Source organism: Micromonospora sp. NPDC085948, from assembly GCF_040686315.1.
GTDB lineage: Bacteria > Actinomycetota > Actinomycetes > Mycobacteriales > Micromonosporaceae > Micromonospora.
In genome coordinates this window covers 90,805-107,375 of the sequence record NZ_JBFBJW010000018.1, presented here as the reverse complement: position 1 = coordinate 107,375, position 16,571 = coordinate 90,805, and the positions used below count along the sequence as shown (strand labels likewise).

Sequence of the window (16,571 nt, the reverse complement as noted above, 5' to 3'; positions counted from 1 at the left end):
ATCGGAAAAAGAAGCACCAGGAGAAGTGGGACGAGCCAATGGCAGTGCCGAGACCGGGAACCCCGGTTCGTGGGTCGAACACCGGGCGCCCCTTGATGGCGGCACTCGACCTCTTCGGACGTCGATGGAGCCTGCGCATCGTCTGGGAGTTGCAGCGCGGCGCACTCGGCTTCCGCGCACTGCAGCACCACTGCGACAACATGTCGTCAAGCGTCCTGCGGCAGCGGCTGACCGAGCTGATCGAGGCACGCCTCGTCACGCAGGAACCGGACGCCGCCTATGCCCTCACCCAGCTCGGACAGGGCGCCTACCGCGCCCTGCGTCCCCTCGTGCGCTGGTCGGACGACTGGGCCGGCGCCCTCGCCGACGGCGACCCGGCCACCGAGGAGGAAACCCCGACATGACCGAAAGCAACGGCAACGACGTGACGATCGTCGACGCCTGCACTCGCCGCCGGGAAGGTGGCAGCCCCACCGCCGTGCTGATCGATGACAGCACGCTCAGCGACAGCAGTCGGCGCGCGATCGTCCGGCGCGCCGGCACCTCGCACGCGGCGTTCGTCGACGCCGACGCGGAAACCACGCCCACGGTACGGTTCTTCACCGCACACGGTGAGCTCACCAACTGCGGGCACGGCACAATCGCCGCCCAGGCGTTCCTGCTGCACCGTCGCCGGATCCGGGAACATCGCGTACGTCAGCGGACCGGTGGCCGCACCTTCGACACCACCGCGATCCAGCGCGACGACGGCATTGAGGTCTGGTTCGACCAGGGCACGGTGGAGCTTCAGGGCGGCACAGCCGCAGGACTCGACAGCATCCTCGGTGCACTGGGCATCACATCGAACGACATGGCCTCCGACGACGCCCCGTGCGTCGCCTCACCGGGAACGCCACGCCTGCTGGTACCGGTCAGAACGCTGCCGACCCTGCTCGCGATGCGCCCTGACCTGCGCCGACTCGCCGCCGACTGCCGTCGTCTCGGCTATCTCGGCTGCTTCGTCTACCTGCTCTCCCCAACCCGCAGGGCGGCGTCCGCGCGCATGTTCGCGCCGGCGATCGGAGTCGGCGAGGACGTCGTCAACGCCAACAGCACCGGATGCCTCGCCGCGCATCTGTTCGCGACCCACGGCCACCGCAGCATCGACGTCGAGCAAGGACACACCGCAGGTCGCCCCTCGTCGGTCTTCGCCACCGCAACCGCCACCACGGAAGGCATTTCCGTCCGGGTCGGCGGAATGGCCACCATCCGATCCGGAGGGGTGGACCATCGAGTGAGTCCGATGAGTTTCGGGTGACGGCGAGAACCCTCCACCACCCGTCGTCGCCTGTGCGACATCCGAAAGACGTAGCCGGCGAGGAAGGTCGCCTGCTGGTCTGCTTCCAGTTCGGCTCGCAACGCCACGATGAGTTCCCGCAGATCGGGATTCAAGGGAGGCGTTGTGTTGATGCCTCTACCAGTCAGGGTCCGCGACCCGCCGTCGTACAGGAGGCGCGGCTATCCACACATCTTTCGTCGGTCCCTCTTGCCTGAGCCATGCCCGCACGGAAGGGTTCCGGAAGTGATCCCCCCAGAACTCGGCGCGTTGTCCCCGACGGAGCAGCGACTGTGGGACGCCTTTCCGCGTGGCACGCGGGTAGTGCTGACCGGTGACACTCCTCGCACGTTACGCGCCACGGTGATCCGGTCTTTGCTCCTCGGCGCTCGTGAAGCCGAACCAGGCCACCGCGCGGCGCTGCACCTGTGTGGCGCCGACGTAGTTGGCTGCCTCGACCTCGCCCAAGCCGAGATCGAGCCTGCGATCGACCTCATCGGCTGCACATTCGATGCGGTGCCGTTGCTGTCATTCGCGCGCCTCCGCGGCGTGTCCTTCGAGGGCAGCACACTGCCGGGTCTCGACGCGTTCGCGGCGACTGTCCAGGGCACCCTCAGCTTCGTGAAATGCACCTTCACCGGCGCGCTCGTCGTCTACGGCCTGCACGTCAGCGGTGACCTGGACCTCGACTGGGCACGACTGGCCGCCGACCGGCGTCCGGAGGAACTCTTCGGCGACCGGACGGCCGCAGTGTTCGGCGACGCGGTCCACGTGGGCCGGCATCTCTATCTGCAGGGCACCGCCGCCACCGGCAATGTTGAACTGGCCGGCATGCGCGTCGGGGGCACAATGCACGGCCACCAAGGGCTGCGGGTCGACGGCGAACTTCGGCTGCGCCGTGCCGAGGTGTCGGGAGAAATCAACCTGACCGACGCGGTCCTGATGAACCCCGGTGGCGTGGCCCTCGGCGCGTGGGGCCTGCGGGCCGGGCAGTTGTCCCTGCTGCCTGAGCGCATCGACGGCGCGGTAGACCTACGGCACGCCCGAGTCGACGTGCTCCGCGACGACCCGGACCGCTGGCCAGCCCAGCTACTGCTGGACGGCGCCACGTACACCGCGCTGGAACCGGCCGGCACAACTGGAGAACGGCTGAACTGGCTGGACCGGGATCCGGCCGGATACCGGCCGCAGCCGTACGAACACCTGGCCAGGTTCCTTCGGCAGATCGGGCACGAGGCCGACGCGCGCACCGTACTGCTGGTCAGGCAGCGACGCCGCCGGCGGCAACTGTCCCCGGCAGGCGCGGCGTGGGGCCTGCTGCAGGACGGATTGGTCGGATACGGCTACCGCCCGACGTGGGCGGCGCTGTGGCTGCTCGTGCTTACCGCGCTCGGTACCACCATCTTCAGCCTGAACCCGCCGGCGAGTGGGGCAGGCGGCACGGCTTTCAACCCACTCGTCTACACCCTGGACCTGCTCATCCCAATCGTCAACTTCGGGCAGGAACGCGCGTTCGGCATCGGCGGGCGGGCGCAATGGCTGGCGTACGTCCTGACGGCGATGGGCTGGATCCTGTTCACCGCAGTGGCCGGAGCCCTGACGCGTACCTTCAACCGCTCGTAGACGAACCGCGTGAGAGTCTGCGCCTTTCAACAGACCGAGCCCACCTGAGGATGCACAAACCCAGCACATCAGCCGCGACCAGCCCGAGCACCGATCCGTGCACGCCGAGCACGCTGTGGGAGGCAGACCATTGACGGCTGCCCGGCAGGACCGCCGGCATGTTGACTCCTGCCGGGCGTCCTGCCTGTCTACCGGCAGCGGACGTTGCTTGACTCAGCGGCATGACATCACTTCGGAAAGCGATCACCCGTACGGTGGTCGTCGGGGCACTGGTCGGCGCGACGTCGCTCACCGGTCCCACCTCCGTGTACGCGGAGTCCGGCCAACCGGGGGCCGCCGGGGCCGCCACGTCCCTCCTGGACATCATCCCGGCACAGACCCTGGACAAGATGGTCGCCCAGGCCCCACTTGTCGACGCGGCCAATGTCATCCGCACCGCTGTGGAACGCTCGCCGGCACGCGGTTACGCGGGCATCGGCCTGGTCGACGACCACGTCACCGTGTGGTGGAAGGGTGCGCCGCCCGCCGACATCGCCGCAGCCGTCACCGCCGCCCGCCGCACCGCGCCGGTCGAGGTGGCCAACGCCACCTACTCCCGCGCCGACCTGCGCAAGGCGGCCGCCAAACTCACACCGGTGGTGGAGGGCGACCCGACGGACGCCAGTCACTCGGTCAGGCTGCGCACCGACGGCACCGGCATCGAGATCGCCGTTGACCACACTCTGAGCGCCAAGCTGCCGAAGCTGCCGGTCACCGGCGTCCGTACCAGCATCGTCGAACGCGACCAGATGGTCGAACGGTCGCGGGCCAACGATGCCGCGCCGTTCGACGGCGGGGCGAGCATCGGGGTCACCGTACCCTGGTGCACCGCAGGCTTCGGCGTACGCGACGCGGACACCAACGCCGGTTACCTCCTCACCGCCGAACACTGCGGTGCCATCGGCTCACCCTGGCACGTCGGCTTGTCCACCGGCACCGGCACTCTGGTCGGCCACGCGGTCGACAGCAATGACGACCACGACACGATGATCATTTCGACGTCGACGCCCGGCGGCCACCTCTACGTCGGCGGTCAGCAGGACGAAGTCCGCGCCCAGGTGATCAGGTGGACCGAGGTCTTCCCCGGCCAACTGCTGTGCCAGTCCGGCAACACCACCGCGGGTGCGATCGGCGGTCCGGTCTGCAACCTGCGGGTCGACTTCCACTACGACGACATCGAGGACCTCGTCGAGGCCACCCAGCTCGACGGCGAGGAGGCCGCACGGGGCGGCGACAGTGGCGGCCCGGTCTACTCCGTCAACGCCGACGGCACCGTGCTCGCCGCCGGCACCACCACCCGGTCTCTGGGCGTGGGCTTCGGCTTCCAGGACTTCGCCACCGCCCGCGACGACTACGGCAACATCGTGCCGGCGACGACGATCGCCAGCACCTGCCGGGTCTCCTTCGTCGTCACCAACTCGTGGGGCACCGGCTACAGCGCCAGCGTCACCGTCTACAACGACGGCCCGGCCACCAACGCCTGGTCGCTGGGCTTCACCTTCCCGGGTGGACAACTCGTCCAGGGCCACTGGAACGGCATCTTCCAGCAGGCCGGCGCGGCGGTGACCGTCACCAACGAGAACCACAACGCCAGCATCCCGACCGGCGGCGCCGTCAACTTCGGCTTCACCGCGAACGGCTCCCCCGCCACCCCGGCACCGTTCACCCTCAACGGCACCACCTGCAACTGACCCCCCTGTCCCTGCACACCGGGCCCCGCCGCACCGTCGGCGGGGCCCGGTCCGTCTTTGGGATCAGGACTCGGCCAGCTCGCGTCGCAGGGTGGCGCGCAGGGTCCGCACCTCCGGGGCGTCCAGTTCGCCGCACCGGTCGAGCGCCCGCTGGCGCAGCAGGCGGGCGTCGGCGGCCCGGCCCGGGGCCGAGCCGGCCAGCGCCGCGAGCGCGGACAGGGTCTGCGCCTCCCACCACGGGCAGCACAGCGCGGCATACAGGGCCAGCGCCGCCCGCAGCGCCTCGGCCGCCGCGTCGACCTCGCCCAACGCCTGAAGCGCGAGCCCGTAGCGATGGATGGCGATGGCCTCGCTGAACGTCGCACCGCACCGGTTGAACACCTGCCGGGCGCGGGCGTACTCGTCGGCAGCGCTGCGCCAACGGCCCATCCCGGCCAGATCCGCGCCGAGACTCATCATCGCGCCGGCCCGGGCCACCGCCGCGCCGGTAGGGCTGAGACCGTTGCCCCGGACGTAGAACCCCAACACGTCTCGGTGCAACTCGGCCGCCTCGGCGAACCGGCCGAGCGCGGCCAACGCTCCGCCCAGCGCGCTCGCCGCGCTGTGCTCGCCGAGGGCGTACCCGATCTCGCGGAACAGGCCCACGGCCCGGCGGCAGTGGTCGACGGCCCACCCGCCACGGCCGGTCCGAATGAAGATCGCGGCGGTGTAGGTAAGCGCCCACGCCTCCTCCCGGCGGTCCCCGATCCGCCGGGCCAGTTCCAGCGCCCGGGACAGGGCGTCCAGCCCGTCGGTGTTGCGGTCCCGGCAGAAGTAGCGGGCCCAGCCCAGGAAGTTCAGCAGTACGGCCTCGTCGCGGGGGCTACCGGCGGCCCGGGCCGCAGCAACTCCCAGCGAGAAGATCTCGTCCCAGGAGTGCCGGTGACTGTTGGCGTCCGAGTACCAGTGCAGAGCCCTGGTGACCGCGACCACGTCGGCGTGCCGACCGCGTCGGGCCGCGTCGCGCAGCGCCGCCAGCCAGTTGCCGGACTCCCGATCCAACCAGGACGCCGCCTCCCGGTCGTCGTCGAACGGGGAGTCGCCCCGACAGGCGACCGGTTCGAACATCAAGCCCGCCTGCCGGGTACGCCGCAGCAGCCAGCCGACCATCTGGTCGTGCGCCGCCGTCCGGCCGGCCTGTGGTTCCTCGGCGTCGAGGCGTTCCTGGGCGTAGAGCCGGACCAGGTCGTGGAACTGGTACCGGTCCCCCATGCTCAGGAGGACACCGGCCTCGACCAGCTCCTCCAGAGCCGCCGCCGCGGTCTCCTCGTCGGTGCCGGCCACGGCGGCGACCAGCGCGGGTTCGAAGTCGGTCCCGGGAATCAGCGAGGCCCGCCGGAACACCCGCGCGGCCATCGGGTCCAGTTGCCGGTAGGAGACCTCGAACGCGGACCGGACACCCAGGTCTCCAGCGGTCAGCACGGTCAGCCGCCGACGCTGGTCGTGGAGCAGGTCCACCAGCCAACCGACCGACCATTGTGGTCGGCTGGCGAGGCGGTTGCCGGCGATCCGGACGGCCAGCGGCAGCCGGCCGCAGAGTTTGACGACCTGGTCGGCCGCGGCCGGCTCGGCGGCGATCCGGTCGGCACCGACGATCGCCGCGAGCAACAGTCGACCGGCAGCCGGGGCGAGCAGGTCGAGCGGCAGGCGGACCGCACCGGCAAGACCCGTCAGTGGACGCCGGCAGGTGACCAGCGCCAGGCATCCCCGCCCGGCCGGCAGCAGCGGACGTACCTGTGCCTCGCTCGCGGCGTTGTCCAGGACCACCAGCAGCTGCCGGTCCCGGGTGAGGGTGCGGAACAAACCACCCCGCTCGGCCGGCGACACCGGCACCCGGCTGTCCGGCACCCCGAGCGACCGCAGCAGCCCGGCCAGCGCCTCGGCCGAGTCGACCGGGCCGTCCGGCGAGGCGCCCTGCAGGTCGACGAAGAGCTGTCCGCCGGCGAAGGCCGGGCTGAGTCGATGCCCGGCGGCGACGGCGAGGCTGGTCTTGCCGATCCCCGGCGGTCCGTGCAGCACCACCACCGAGGCGGCGTCCGGCCGCTCCGCGGTGACGTCGGCGGCCAACGCCGCAAGCCGTTCCAGGATCTCCGCCCGGCCGGCCAGGTCCGGCACGGCGGCGGGCAGTTCCCCGGGTACGACCACCGCCGGGCGCTCGTGCGGCACCGGCGAGCGATCGTGCGGCACCTCCGCGCGGTCGTCCGGCACCGTGAAGCGGTCGTCCGGCACCGGCGTTCGGGCGTGCGGCTGCCGCTCGACCCGGGCCAGGGCGACGAAACGGTCGCGGTCCGCCCCGGCCAGCCGCAGGGCATCGGCGAGCAGCACCACCGTCCGTCGTTGCGGGCTGCGCACCCGGCCGCGCTCCATCTCCCGGATGCCGCGGACACTGGAACCGGCCGCCTCGGCAAGCTCCTCCTGGGTCAGCCGCCGCTCTAAGCGGAGGGTTTTGAGGAGGCCCCCGAACTGGTCACGTCGCACCTGACTCTTGGGCATGATCCCCCAACCACCCAACGCCCACAGTTACGTAACGTGCGTTGATGCTTGCACGTGCGTGACGAGTTACGGACCACTGTGCACCGAGTGTGAGTATCGCCATGACGAATCCTCGACAAGTCACCGGAATCCAGGGTGCGATCGGCCGGCCATGTTTCACGCCAACGGATCTCCCGAGTCAGGGCGCATAGCAATTCCGATCTCAGCCGTCCAACCCTGGTCGGTCCGGAACGTTGGTGCCGGATTTCCTGGTCCGGCGGCCTGTCAGACGACCTCAGGTGTTTGTCAGGGCCAGTGCGGTGCTCGCGCCGGCACTATCGTGACCCGATGACGACCGACAGGTGGGCACAGTGGTTGTTGACGCGCCGAGACGGCGGAAGCGCCACCCTGCGCGCCCGACACGCCCCAGACCTGGCGTGGTTCCGCGACGGCGTCCTCGACCGAGCCGATCTGAAACCCGATGACGTCCTCCTCGACGTCGGATGCGGAACCGGCCTAATCGGCTTTGGCGCGCTCGACCGTCTCGGCCCGGACGGCCGCGTCATCTTCAGCGACGTGTCGCAGGACCTGCTCGAACAGTGCCGGCGGATCGCCGACGGCGATGAGCGGTGCAGCTTCGTACAATCGCCGGCCGAGGACCTTGCCGGCGTTGCGGACGCCTCCGTCGACGTCGTCACCACCCGGTCAGTACTCATCTACTCCGACCGCAAAGCCAGCGCGTTCGCGGAGTTCTTCCGAGTGCTGCGGCCAGGCGGAAGGCTCTCCCTCTTCGAGCCCATCAACCGCTTCCAGCTGCAACACCGCCCCGACGAACTGTTCGGCTCGGGCGGCTCCCCCGTCGACGACCTGGTCGCCAAGGTCTGCGACGTGTACCGGGGACGCATACAACCGATGGTCGACTTCGACGAGCGCGACCTCATGACCTGGGCAGAGACTTCGGGCTTCGAGGCGGTCGAGCTGGACTACCGCGCCCAGCTCGACGTACCCGCCGAGCCGATCAACGACTGGGACGCGCTCAAGCGGGTCGCCCCCAACCCCCTGGTCCCGACGTATGGCGAAGCCATCGCCGCCGCGCTGACCAACGACGAGCGCGAGCGCCTCGACGCACACATGGCTGCCCTGGCAGCTGCCAGGACGCCTACCCGCCGCACTGAAGCCATAGCGTTCCTCCGCGCGCTGCGGCCCTGAGGTCCAGGTGCAGGATTATCCGCTCCGGCTCGCCGGTTTGGCTGCCGGTCGCGCCGCGCAGCCTCGCCCGGCGCTGGCTCGCCCTTTCTCGTCGCCCCCATCCCTGCCAGCTCCTACATCGCGCGGGAGACGGCCTTCACCGATCTCGCACTTCGACAGACAGAGCGGGCACCATGGCCCGATGCGACTACTGACGGCAGATGAGTTCACCGCCACGATTGGGACACCGCCAACACCAGTCGACGTCGATGAGCCGCCTCCCTTCGACTTCTGGCCCTACTACGACGCCATCCCCCATGACCACTTCGCCGACCACGACTTCAGCCGGGAGGAGGTGACGAACGTCTGGCACATGCCCGACGGCATCTACCAGCACGTCCTCATCGCGTCCGGAACCCCGAACGTGTACATGGCGCTCGTGCTCGACCTCCGAGCAGCCTCAGTGCTCGGCCACCATCTGCTCGACCTCAACGAGCTCTACGGGCTCAGCCAGCCGCCCGCGACACCTTGACAAACAATAAGAGCGTCCACACCGCCGGCAGCCGGCTGGCCGGTCTTGGGCCTGCGTGACCCTCCACCGAGTGTTGGTGGCGGCGCCCCGGTCCTTACCGAGATTCCCGGCACCACTCCGCAGGCGGTCGCCCGGTTCAAGGTCCACACCACCACGAACCCGTTAAGGTGCACTCTCAGCCCGTCGGCAGAGGACACACATGGACAACCGAACCGACCCGGTCTTGATCATCGCCGGGGTGTCAGAGCGCGACGGTAAGCAACGCGCCTTGGAGGTATGGCTCTACAAAGCCACCAAGGAAGGCTGGTCCCTGACGGTGCAGTCGACCTCGGTGGACGAGCCAGGTGACGAGTGCGCAGTCGTACACATCGAAGGCCTGAAGTATCGCATCCGCCACGCGAAGCGCGTCCGGCAGCACGTCACCATCGTGCCGGCAGGGCAACACCTGATCGATGCGGCCGTCAACCTGTGCATGGGCGAACTAAACGGCATCACGCACACCTGGGAGTTCGGCCACGCGGCTTGGGCCGAGCCTATCGTCGAGGACGAGCCGGGTGCGGAGGCTACGGCCTTCGCTACGGACCAGGCCGCCGAGGGCGACCCGGACGCCCCTGCGGCATGATCATGGTCCAAGGGCCCTCGGGACGACGTAAATGCAGGTCAGCGACGTTGCCGGTCACTTGGCGTTGAAGTAGCTGGCCTCCGGGTGGTGGACCACGATCGCGTCGGTGGCCTGCTCCGGCATCAACTGGAACTCCTCGGACAACTCCACACCGATCCGCTCCGACCCGAGCAGGTCCACGATCTTCGCCCGCTCCTCCAGATCGGGGCAGGCCGGGTAGCCGAACGCGTACCGGCAGCCCCGGTAGTCGTTGCGCAGGAGCCCCGCCAGGTCCGCCGGGTCGTCGGAGGTCAGCGGACGGCCGTCGGGCAGCGTCAACTCGGACCGGATGCGCCGGTGCCAGTACTCGGCGAGCGCCTCGGTGAGCTGCACGGACAGCCCGTGCACCTCCAGGTAGTCGCGGTACTCGTTGCGGGCGAACAGCTTCGCCGCGTACTCGCTGACCGGCTGACCCACGGTGACCAGTTGCAGCGCGACCACGTCGAGCTGGTCGCCCTTGGGCTTGAAGAAGTCCGCCAGGCAGAGTCGACGCTCCTGGCGCTGCCGGGGGAACGAGAACCGGGCGCGCTCCGCGTGCCCGTTCTCGTCGAGCACCACCAGGTCGTTGCCCTCGGAGTACGCGGGGAAGTAGCCGTACACCACGGCTGCCTCAAGGACCTGGTCGGCGATCAGCCGGTCCAGCCAGTACCGCAGGCGCGGCCGACCCTCGGTCTCCACCAACTCCTCGTAGGACGGACCGTTGCCGCCGCGGGCGCCGTTCAACCCCCACTGCCCGCGGAAGGTGGCCCGCTCGTCGAGCAGCGCCGCGTACTCGGCCATCGGCACGCCCTTGACCACCCGCGTGCCGAAGAACGGCGGGGTGGGCACGACCACGTCGGCGGCCACGTCGGAGCGGGTCGAGGAGTCGTGCAGCTCGGGCAGGGACTCGGTCACCATGGACCGTTGCCGTTCCCGGCGGGCCCGCCGCGCCGCGAGGGCCGCCTCCCGCTCCGGGTCGATGACCGGGGCGCCGCCGCGCTTGGCGGTCATCACCTTGTCCATCAGGGACAGTCCCTCGAAGGCGTCGCGCGCGTAGTGCACCTGCCCGGGGAACATCGCCCGCAGGTCGTCCTCGACGTACGCGCGGGTCAGCGCCGCCCCGCCCAGCAGGACGGGCCAACGCTCCGCGACCCCGCGCGTGGCCATCTCGGCCAGGTTTTCCTTCATGATGACGGTGCTCTTGACCAGCAGCCCGGACATGCCGATCGCGTCGGCGCGGTGCTGCTCGGCGGCGTCCAGGATGGCGTTGATCGGCTGCTTGATGCCGATGTTGACGACCTCGTAGCCGTTGTTGGACAGGATGATGTCGACCAGGTTCTTGCCGATGTCGTGCACGTCGCCGCGCACGGTGGCGAGCACGATGCGACCCTTGCCGCCGTCCTCGATGGTCTCCATGTGCGGCTCCAGGTACGCCACGGCGGTCTTCATCACCTCGGCGGACTGGAGCACGAACGGCAGCTGCATCTGGCCGGAGCCGAACAGCTCACCGACCACCTTCATGCCGTCCAGCAGGATGTCGTTGATGATCGACAGTGGGGACCGGCCGCCGGCCATCGCCTCGTCCAGGTCGGCCTCCAGGCCGTTACGCTCACCGTCGATGATCCGCCGCTTGAGCCGCTCGTCCAACGGCAGCGCCGCCAACTCCTGCGCCCGGCTCGCCCGGGCACTCGTCACGTCGACGCCCTCGAAGAGCTCCAGGAAGCGCTGCAACGGGTCGTACCCCTCGCGGCGCCGGTCGTAGACCATGTCCAGGGCGACCTCGCGCTGCTCGTCGGGGATCTTCGACATCGGCAGGATCTTGCTGGCGTGCACGATCGCCGACGTCAGACCGGCCTGCACGCACTCGTGCAGGAACACCGAGTTGAGCACCTGCCGGGCCGCCGGGTTGAGCCCGAACGAGATGTTCGAGATGCCGAGGGTGAAGTTGATCCCCGCGTAACGCCCGGCGATTTGCCGGATCGCCTCGATGGTCTCCAGACCGTCGCGGCGGGTCTCCTCCTGCCCGGTGGCGATCGGGAAGGTCAGCGTGTCGATGAGGATGTCGGACAGGTCCATCCCCCACCGGCCGGTCAGGTCGTCGATGGTGCGCGAGGCGATGCGGACCTTGTCCGCCGCGGTGCGCGCCTGCCCCTCCTCGTCGATGCACATCACCACCACGGCGGCACCGTGCTCCCGGATCACCGGCATCACCCGCCCGTAGCGGGACTCCGGACCGTCGCCGTCCTCGAAATTCACCGAGTTGACCACGCACCGGCCGCCGAGCATCTCCAGCCCGGCCTCGATCACCGCCGGCTCCGTGGAGTCCAACATGATCGGCAGGGTCGACGCCGTGGCGAACCGGCCGGCCAACTCGCGCATGTCCTGCGTGCCGTCGCGGCCGACGTAGTCCACGCACAGGTCGAGCAGGTGTGAGCCGTCGCGGGCCTGACTGCGGGCGATCTCCACGCAGGCGCGCCAGTCGCCGGCGAGCATCGACTCCCGGAACGCCTTCGAGCCGTTGGCGTTGGTCCGCTCCCCCACCATCAGCACCGACGCGTCCTGGGCGAACGGCACCGGGTGGTAGACCGACGAGACCCCGGCCTCGTGCCGGGGCTCCCGGGGCGGGGCGGAGACGCCGTGCAGCCGCTCGGCCAGCACGCGGATGTGCTCCGGGGTGGTGCCGCAGCAGCCGCCGATCAGCCCCACGCCGTACTCGTTGATGAACCGCTCCAGGGCCTCGGCCAGCTCCACGGGAGTCAACGGGAAGTACGCCCCGTCGGCGGTCAGCACCGGCAGGCCGGCGTTCGGCATCACCGACAGCGGGATGCGGGAGTGCTGCGACAGGTAGCGAAGGTGCTCGCTCATCTCGGCCGGGCCGGTCGAGCAGTTGAGCCCGATCAGGTCCACGCCGAGCGGCTCGATCGCCGCCAGGGCCGCACCGATCTCACTGCCGACAAGCATCGTGCCGGTGGTCTCCACGGCCACGTGACAGATGATCGGTACCGACTGGCCCAGCTCGGCCATCGCCCGCTTGGACCCGACCACGGCGGCCTTGACCTGGAGCAGATCCTGGCAGGTCTCGATGATCAGCGCATCCGCGCCACCGACGATCAGACCGGCGGCGTTCTCCTGGTACGCGTCGCGCAGGGTCGCGTAGGGGGCGTGCCCGAGGGTGGGGAGCTTGGTGCCCGGCCCGATCGAGCCGAGCACGAAGCGGGGCCGCTGCGGAGTGCTGGCCGCGTCGGCGGCCTCCCGCGCGATCCGGGCGCCCGCCTCGGACAGCTCACGAATGCGTTGCGGGATGTCGTACTCGGCGAGGTTGGCGAGGTTGGCGCCGAAGGTGTTGGTCTCCACGCAGTCCGCGCCGGCCGCCAGGTAGGCGTCGTGCACCCCACGCACCACGTCCGGTCGGGTGACGTTGAGGATCTCGTTGCACCCTTCGAGGCCGTCGAAGTCGTCGAGCGTGAGGTCCGCGGCCTGCAGCATCGTGCCCATCGCCCCGTCGGCGATGAGAATCCGGTCGGCCAGCACATCCATCAACGAAGTCCGCACCCGTCCAGGTTAGTGCGGCGTCCGCCCCGCCCACTGGCCGTCAACGGGCGATCCCACATTGTGTCAGCGGGATCACGCTGTCCGGTCCGTTCCTGTCTGACCGGGCCTGGAAGCGGCCGACCGGCGCGGCCGACAGGCCGTACCTCCGCCCGGGACGTAGGCTGACGGACGTGAAGGACAACAGCGACGCCGCCGTGCCCCACGGTCTGACGACCGGGCGCCATCCCGGCGCCGGCCGCGACGAGCAGGGTGAGGTGACGGCGTGACCGAGTTCGACGGACTGCCGGTGCTGCGGTCCCCGGTGGCCATCGCCGCGTTCGAGGGCTGGAATGACGCCGCCGACGCGTCCACCGCCGCCGTCGAACACCTCGAGCAGGTCTGGAACGCCCGGCAGATCGCCGAGTTGGATCCGGAGGACTTCTACGACTTCCAGGTCAGCCGGCCCACCATCACCATGGCCGACGGGGAGACCCGCCGGGTGGAGTGGCCGACGACCCGGTTCATGGTGGCCAGCCCGGAGGGCACCGACCGTGACGTGGTGCTGATCCGCGGCATCGAGCCGAGCATGCGCTGGCGGACGTTCTGCGAGCAGGTGCTGGAGATCTGCCACAGCCTCGAGGTGGAACGGGTGGTGCTGCTCGGCGCGCTGCTGGCCGATGTTCCGTACACCCGGCCGCTGCCGATCAGCGGCAGCGCCTCCGACGCGCAGGCCGCCGAGCGCTACCAGCTCACCCCCACCCGCTACGACGGGCCGACCGGGATCGTCGGCGTGCTGCACGACGCCTGCACCCGCGCCGACGTGGATGCCGTCTCGTTCTGGGTGCACGTGCCGCACTACGCCAACAACCCGCCCTGCCCCAAGGCCACCCTCGCGCTGCTGCACCGGGTGGAGGAGGTCGTCGACCTGCCCGTGCCGATGGCCGACCTGGCCGAGGAGTCCGCCGAGTGGGAGCAGCGGGTGCGGAGCGCCGCCGAGCAGGATGCCGAGCTCGGCGAGTACGTCCGCGAGCTGGAGGAACGGGTCGGCGACGAGGGCATCACCCCGCTGACCGGTGACGAGATCGCCCAGGAGTTCGAGAAGTACCTGCGTCGTCGGGGCGGTTCGGCCGGCCCCACCGCCGGCTCCTGGTAACACTGCTCGCTGCGGACCCTCGGACCTTCGTGGTTCGGGGGTCCGTTTTGGCGTGTCCGGGGTGGCGCCGTCACACCCTCTACGGCATCCTAGGAACCTAGATGTGATCAAGGAGGTTGGGTGTGCAGATCAACCCCGGGGCCGCCGAGTTCCCGCACCGACAGATCGCCGCGCAGCTCAAGGCCCAGGTCCGCCGCGGCGACTGGGGGCCCGGCGAGCGGCTGCCATCCATTCCGGCCATCGCCGAGATGTTCGGCGTCGCCAAGCAGACCGTGCAACGCGCCGTCGACCAGCTGCGGGTCGAGGGCATCCTGATCACCAAACCCGGCTCCGGTACGTACGTCCGGGGCACCCGCCGCCGACTCAACCGGCTCTCCCGAGGCCGGTACGGCGGCTTCCGCGGCTACCACACCGACCTGGCCGCCCGATACCGTCAACAACTCGTCTCCGTCGGGCACGCCCCCGCCCCCGCCGAGGTGGCCGACGCCTTCGGCGTGTCGGACGGCACCAGCCTGCTCTGCCGTCGGCACCTCGTCCGCACCGACGACTCCCCCGTCGAGGTGGGCGCCTCCTGGTTCCTGCCCCGCGACACCGCCGGCACCTCGCTGGAGCGCACCGAGGCGTTCGGCCGCCCGCTCTACCAGGAGGCCGAGGAAGCCACCGGGCGGCGGTACGTCTCGGCCACCGACACGATCAGCGCCCGCCAGCCCAGCCGGGAGGAGGCCGAGACCCTCCAGATCCGGCCGGACACCCCGGTGCTGCACCTGCTGCACGTCGCGTACGACGCGCACCGCAAGCCGATCGAGGTGGCGCAGGCCACCTGGCCCGGCCCGATGACCACCCTGACCGAGGAGTACAAGATTCCTGCCCCCACCCCCGAGGCCGATCCCGACCCTGGCCTGGTCCTGGGCTAGGTTCCGGCTCGCCGCTCAGGTCCGCAGGGCATGGCGCGTAGCCAGTCCAGCGCCACGACGCGGTCGCGGGCGACTCGGTAGTCGGTGGCCACCCCGCCTGTTGAACCCGCGTTCCACCTGGCTTGCGTTCGCAGTAAGCGGCGCGGTCACAGTCGGCACCCGTGAAACACGGTCAGGCTCTCTTGCGCGGATAGATCTGTAATGCAAAGCTGACTGCATGACATACGAGTCTGCTCCTCAGGCGGACGGGCCTCACGAGCTGTTGGCGGCCGTGCGCGACCTGACACACCAGGTCCGTGTCGCCCAGCGCGGCACCTGGTTTCCACTGCTGGTCTTCGCGGTGATCACCCTGGTCGCGATACCCGTCTACCGGTACGCCCCCTACCTCGACCTGTTCGGCACCTGCCGATCCCGCCCGCAGCACACGGCCTGCATGGCTCCCAACCCCGCACAGCTCGGGTACTGGACAGTCGCGCTGGTGCTCGCCTACGCGGCGATCGCAGGCTTCTACGTCAGACAGTCCCGACGGCGTGGCGTGGGCACCCCGATCCGCCCCTACGTCGTCGTCGGCGTCACGTTGGCCGTTCTGATGGCAGCCGTGTCGATCTGGCTGACGTTCCACCCGCTCATTTCCGTCCCCGCCGACCCCTTCTCCACCGACCCCGTCGAGATCGAGGTCGGGCCGGCGGCGTGGCTCGTCAATGGGCTGGCCAGTCCCATAGCGGTCATCGCGTTGGCGCTGCTGGTGCTCGCGTGGGTCGAACGCAACTGGGCGCTGCTGGCGTACAGCCTCGCCTACCTGGCGATCGTGATGGTGCAGGGCGGCCAGGTCATCCATTCGACCTCGCCGTGGTTCTTCCTGCCGTACCTGCTCGTCCCGGCGGCGCTGCTGCTGCTCGGCAGTGCCGCCTTCGCTCTGATCCGGCCGACCGCTGAGGTTCCGGGGCGATGACCGACCATCCCACCAACGGCCTCGACGACGTGGTCCACCAGCGCGTCCGACTGGGCATCCTGGCCATCGCGCACCAGGCCCGCCAGGTCGAGTTCGGCTTCCTGCGCACCACCCTGCAGCTGACCGCGGGAAACCTCGGGCAGCACCTGACCGTCCTGGAGAAGGCCGAGCTGATTGAGGTCGAGAAGGGCTACGAGGGCAAGCGCCCGCGCACCTGGGTGACTCTCACCGCCGCCGGTCAGGCAGCCCTGCGCGATGAGATCACCCATCTCAAGCAACTCATCCAGCAGGTCGAACAAGCGGAGACGGCGCCGACCGCCGACCGGTGACCTGACGGCCAGCCGACGTGCGCGGACCGGATCCGGTGCCGCACGGGGGTCCGTCCCGCCCAGCCACGGGCAGCCCCGGCGTCTCCACCATCGGGGCACCGATGTCTTCACCATCGAAGAGCGCTGACGCCGTTGCAACTACACCCTCGGTGT

Annotated in this window: 13 protein-coding genes; 11 read left to right on the top strand and 2 right to left on the bottom strand. The window is 69.9% G+C overall.

Translation table 11 applies throughout. The features are described 5' to 3' along the window. Positions 1-95 precede the first annotated feature (95 nt). The 4 genes from AB0O48_RS31320 (at position 96) to AB0O48_RS31305 (ending at position 4,668) form a co-directional block, all read left to right on the top strand. Entirely contained in the window at positions 96-404 is a 309-nt protein-coding gene (locus AB0O48_RS31320) for a helix-turn-helix domain-containing protein (RefSeq protein WP_357572597.1), read from the top strand. Beyond that, positions 401-1,297, top strand: coding sequence for a PhzF family phenazine biosynthesis protein (locus AB0O48_RS31315; protein ID WP_357572596.1), 897 nt, complete (start codon positions 401-403; stop codon positions 1,295-1,297). The genes AB0O48_RS31320 and AB0O48_RS31315 overlap by 4 nt, the downstream gene beginning before the upstream one ends. 534 nt (positions 1,298-1,831) lie before the next feature. Further along, positions 1,832-2,938, top strand: a complete 1,107-nt coding sequence (locus AB0O48_RS31310) for a hypothetical protein (RefSeq protein WP_357572595.1) — start codon at positions 1,832-1,834, stop codon at positions 2,936-2,938. Positions 2,939-3,159: 221 nt separating this feature from the next. Continuing rightward, positions 3,160-4,668 carry a cellulose binding domain-containing protein gene (locus AB0O48_RS31305; RefSeq protein ID WP_365069516.1) on the top strand — a complete coding sequence of 503 codons (1,509 nt, stop codon included), beginning with the start codon at positions 3,160-3,162 and terminating at the stop codon, positions 4,666-4,668. Positions 4,669-4,731: 63 nt separating this feature from the next. Here AB0O48_RS31305 and AB0O48_RS31300 read toward each other — a convergent pair whose 3' ends face one another. Continuing rightward, complete coding sequence (locus AB0O48_RS31300; protein ID WP_365069514.1) at positions 4,732-7,200, bottom strand: helix-turn-helix domain-containing protein; 2,469 nt, start codon at positions 7,198-7,200, stop codon at positions 4,732-4,734. A 327-nt stretch (positions 7,201-7,527) separates the two neighbouring features. On the opposite strand from AB0O48_RS31300, the gene AB0O48_RS31295 reads away from it, so the two are divergent. From AB0O48_RS31295 to AB0O48_RS31285, 3 genes are all read left to right on the top strand, one after another. Beyond that, a complete protein-coding gene (locus AB0O48_RS31295; protein WP_365069511.1) occupies positions 7,528-8,388 on the top strand; it encodes a class I SAM-dependent methyltransferase in 861 nt (286 codons plus the stop codon). Positions 8,389-8,569: 181 nt separating this feature from the next. After that, positions 8,570-8,899 (top strand): hypothetical protein, encoded by a 330-nt coding sequence (locus AB0O48_RS31290; protein ID WP_357572591.1) that lies wholly within the window; start codon positions 8,570-8,572, stop codon positions 8,897-8,899. A 199-nt stretch (positions 8,900-9,098) separates the two neighbouring features. Then, the gene (locus AB0O48_RS31285; protein ID WP_357254181.1) at positions 9,099-9,521 is read left to right on the top strand and encodes a hypothetical protein; all 423 of its coding nucleotides are present in this window, start codon (positions 9,099-9,101) and stop codon (positions 9,519-9,521) included. A 54-nt stretch (positions 9,522-9,575) separates the two neighbouring features. Here the strand turns inward: AB0O48_RS31285 and metH are convergent, their stop codons facing one another. Beyond that, the gene (gene metH / locus AB0O48_RS31280) at positions 9,576-13,091 is read right to left on the bottom strand and encodes a methionine synthase (protein ID WP_357254179.1); all 3,516 of its coding nucleotides are present in this window, start codon (positions 13,089-13,091) and stop codon (positions 9,576-9,578) included. A 262-nt stretch (positions 13,092-13,353) separates the two neighbouring features. On the opposite strand from metH, the gene AB0O48_RS31275 reads away from it, so the two are divergent. The 4 genes from AB0O48_RS31275 (at position 13,354) to AB0O48_RS31260 (ending at position 16,418) form a co-directional block, all read left to right on the top strand. Continuing rightward, positions 13,354-14,223, top strand: a complete 870-nt coding sequence (locus AB0O48_RS31275) for a PAC2 family protein (protein WP_357254177.1) — start codon at positions 13,354-13,356, stop codon at positions 14,221-14,223. A gap of 122 nt (positions 14,224-14,345) precedes the next feature. After that, the gene (locus AB0O48_RS31270) at positions 14,346-15,137 is read left to right on the top strand and encodes a GntR family transcriptional regulator (protein ID WP_357254175.1); all 792 of its coding nucleotides are present in this window, start codon (positions 14,346-14,348) and stop codon (positions 15,135-15,137) included. 217 nt (positions 15,138-15,354) lie between these two features. After that, positions 15,355-16,089: a hypothetical protein gene (locus tag AB0O48_RS31265; RefSeq protein WP_357254173.1), complete on the top strand. Its 735-nt coding sequence runs from the start codon at positions 15,355-15,357 to the stop codon at positions 16,087-16,089. Beyond that, positions 16,086-16,418, top strand: coding sequence for a transcriptional regulator (locus tag AB0O48_RS31260; protein WP_357254171.1), 333 nt, complete (start codon positions 16,086-16,088; stop codon positions 16,416-16,418). The genes AB0O48_RS31265 and AB0O48_RS31260 overlap by 4 nt, the downstream gene beginning before the upstream one ends. Positions 16,419-16,571: the final 153 nt, after the last annotated feature.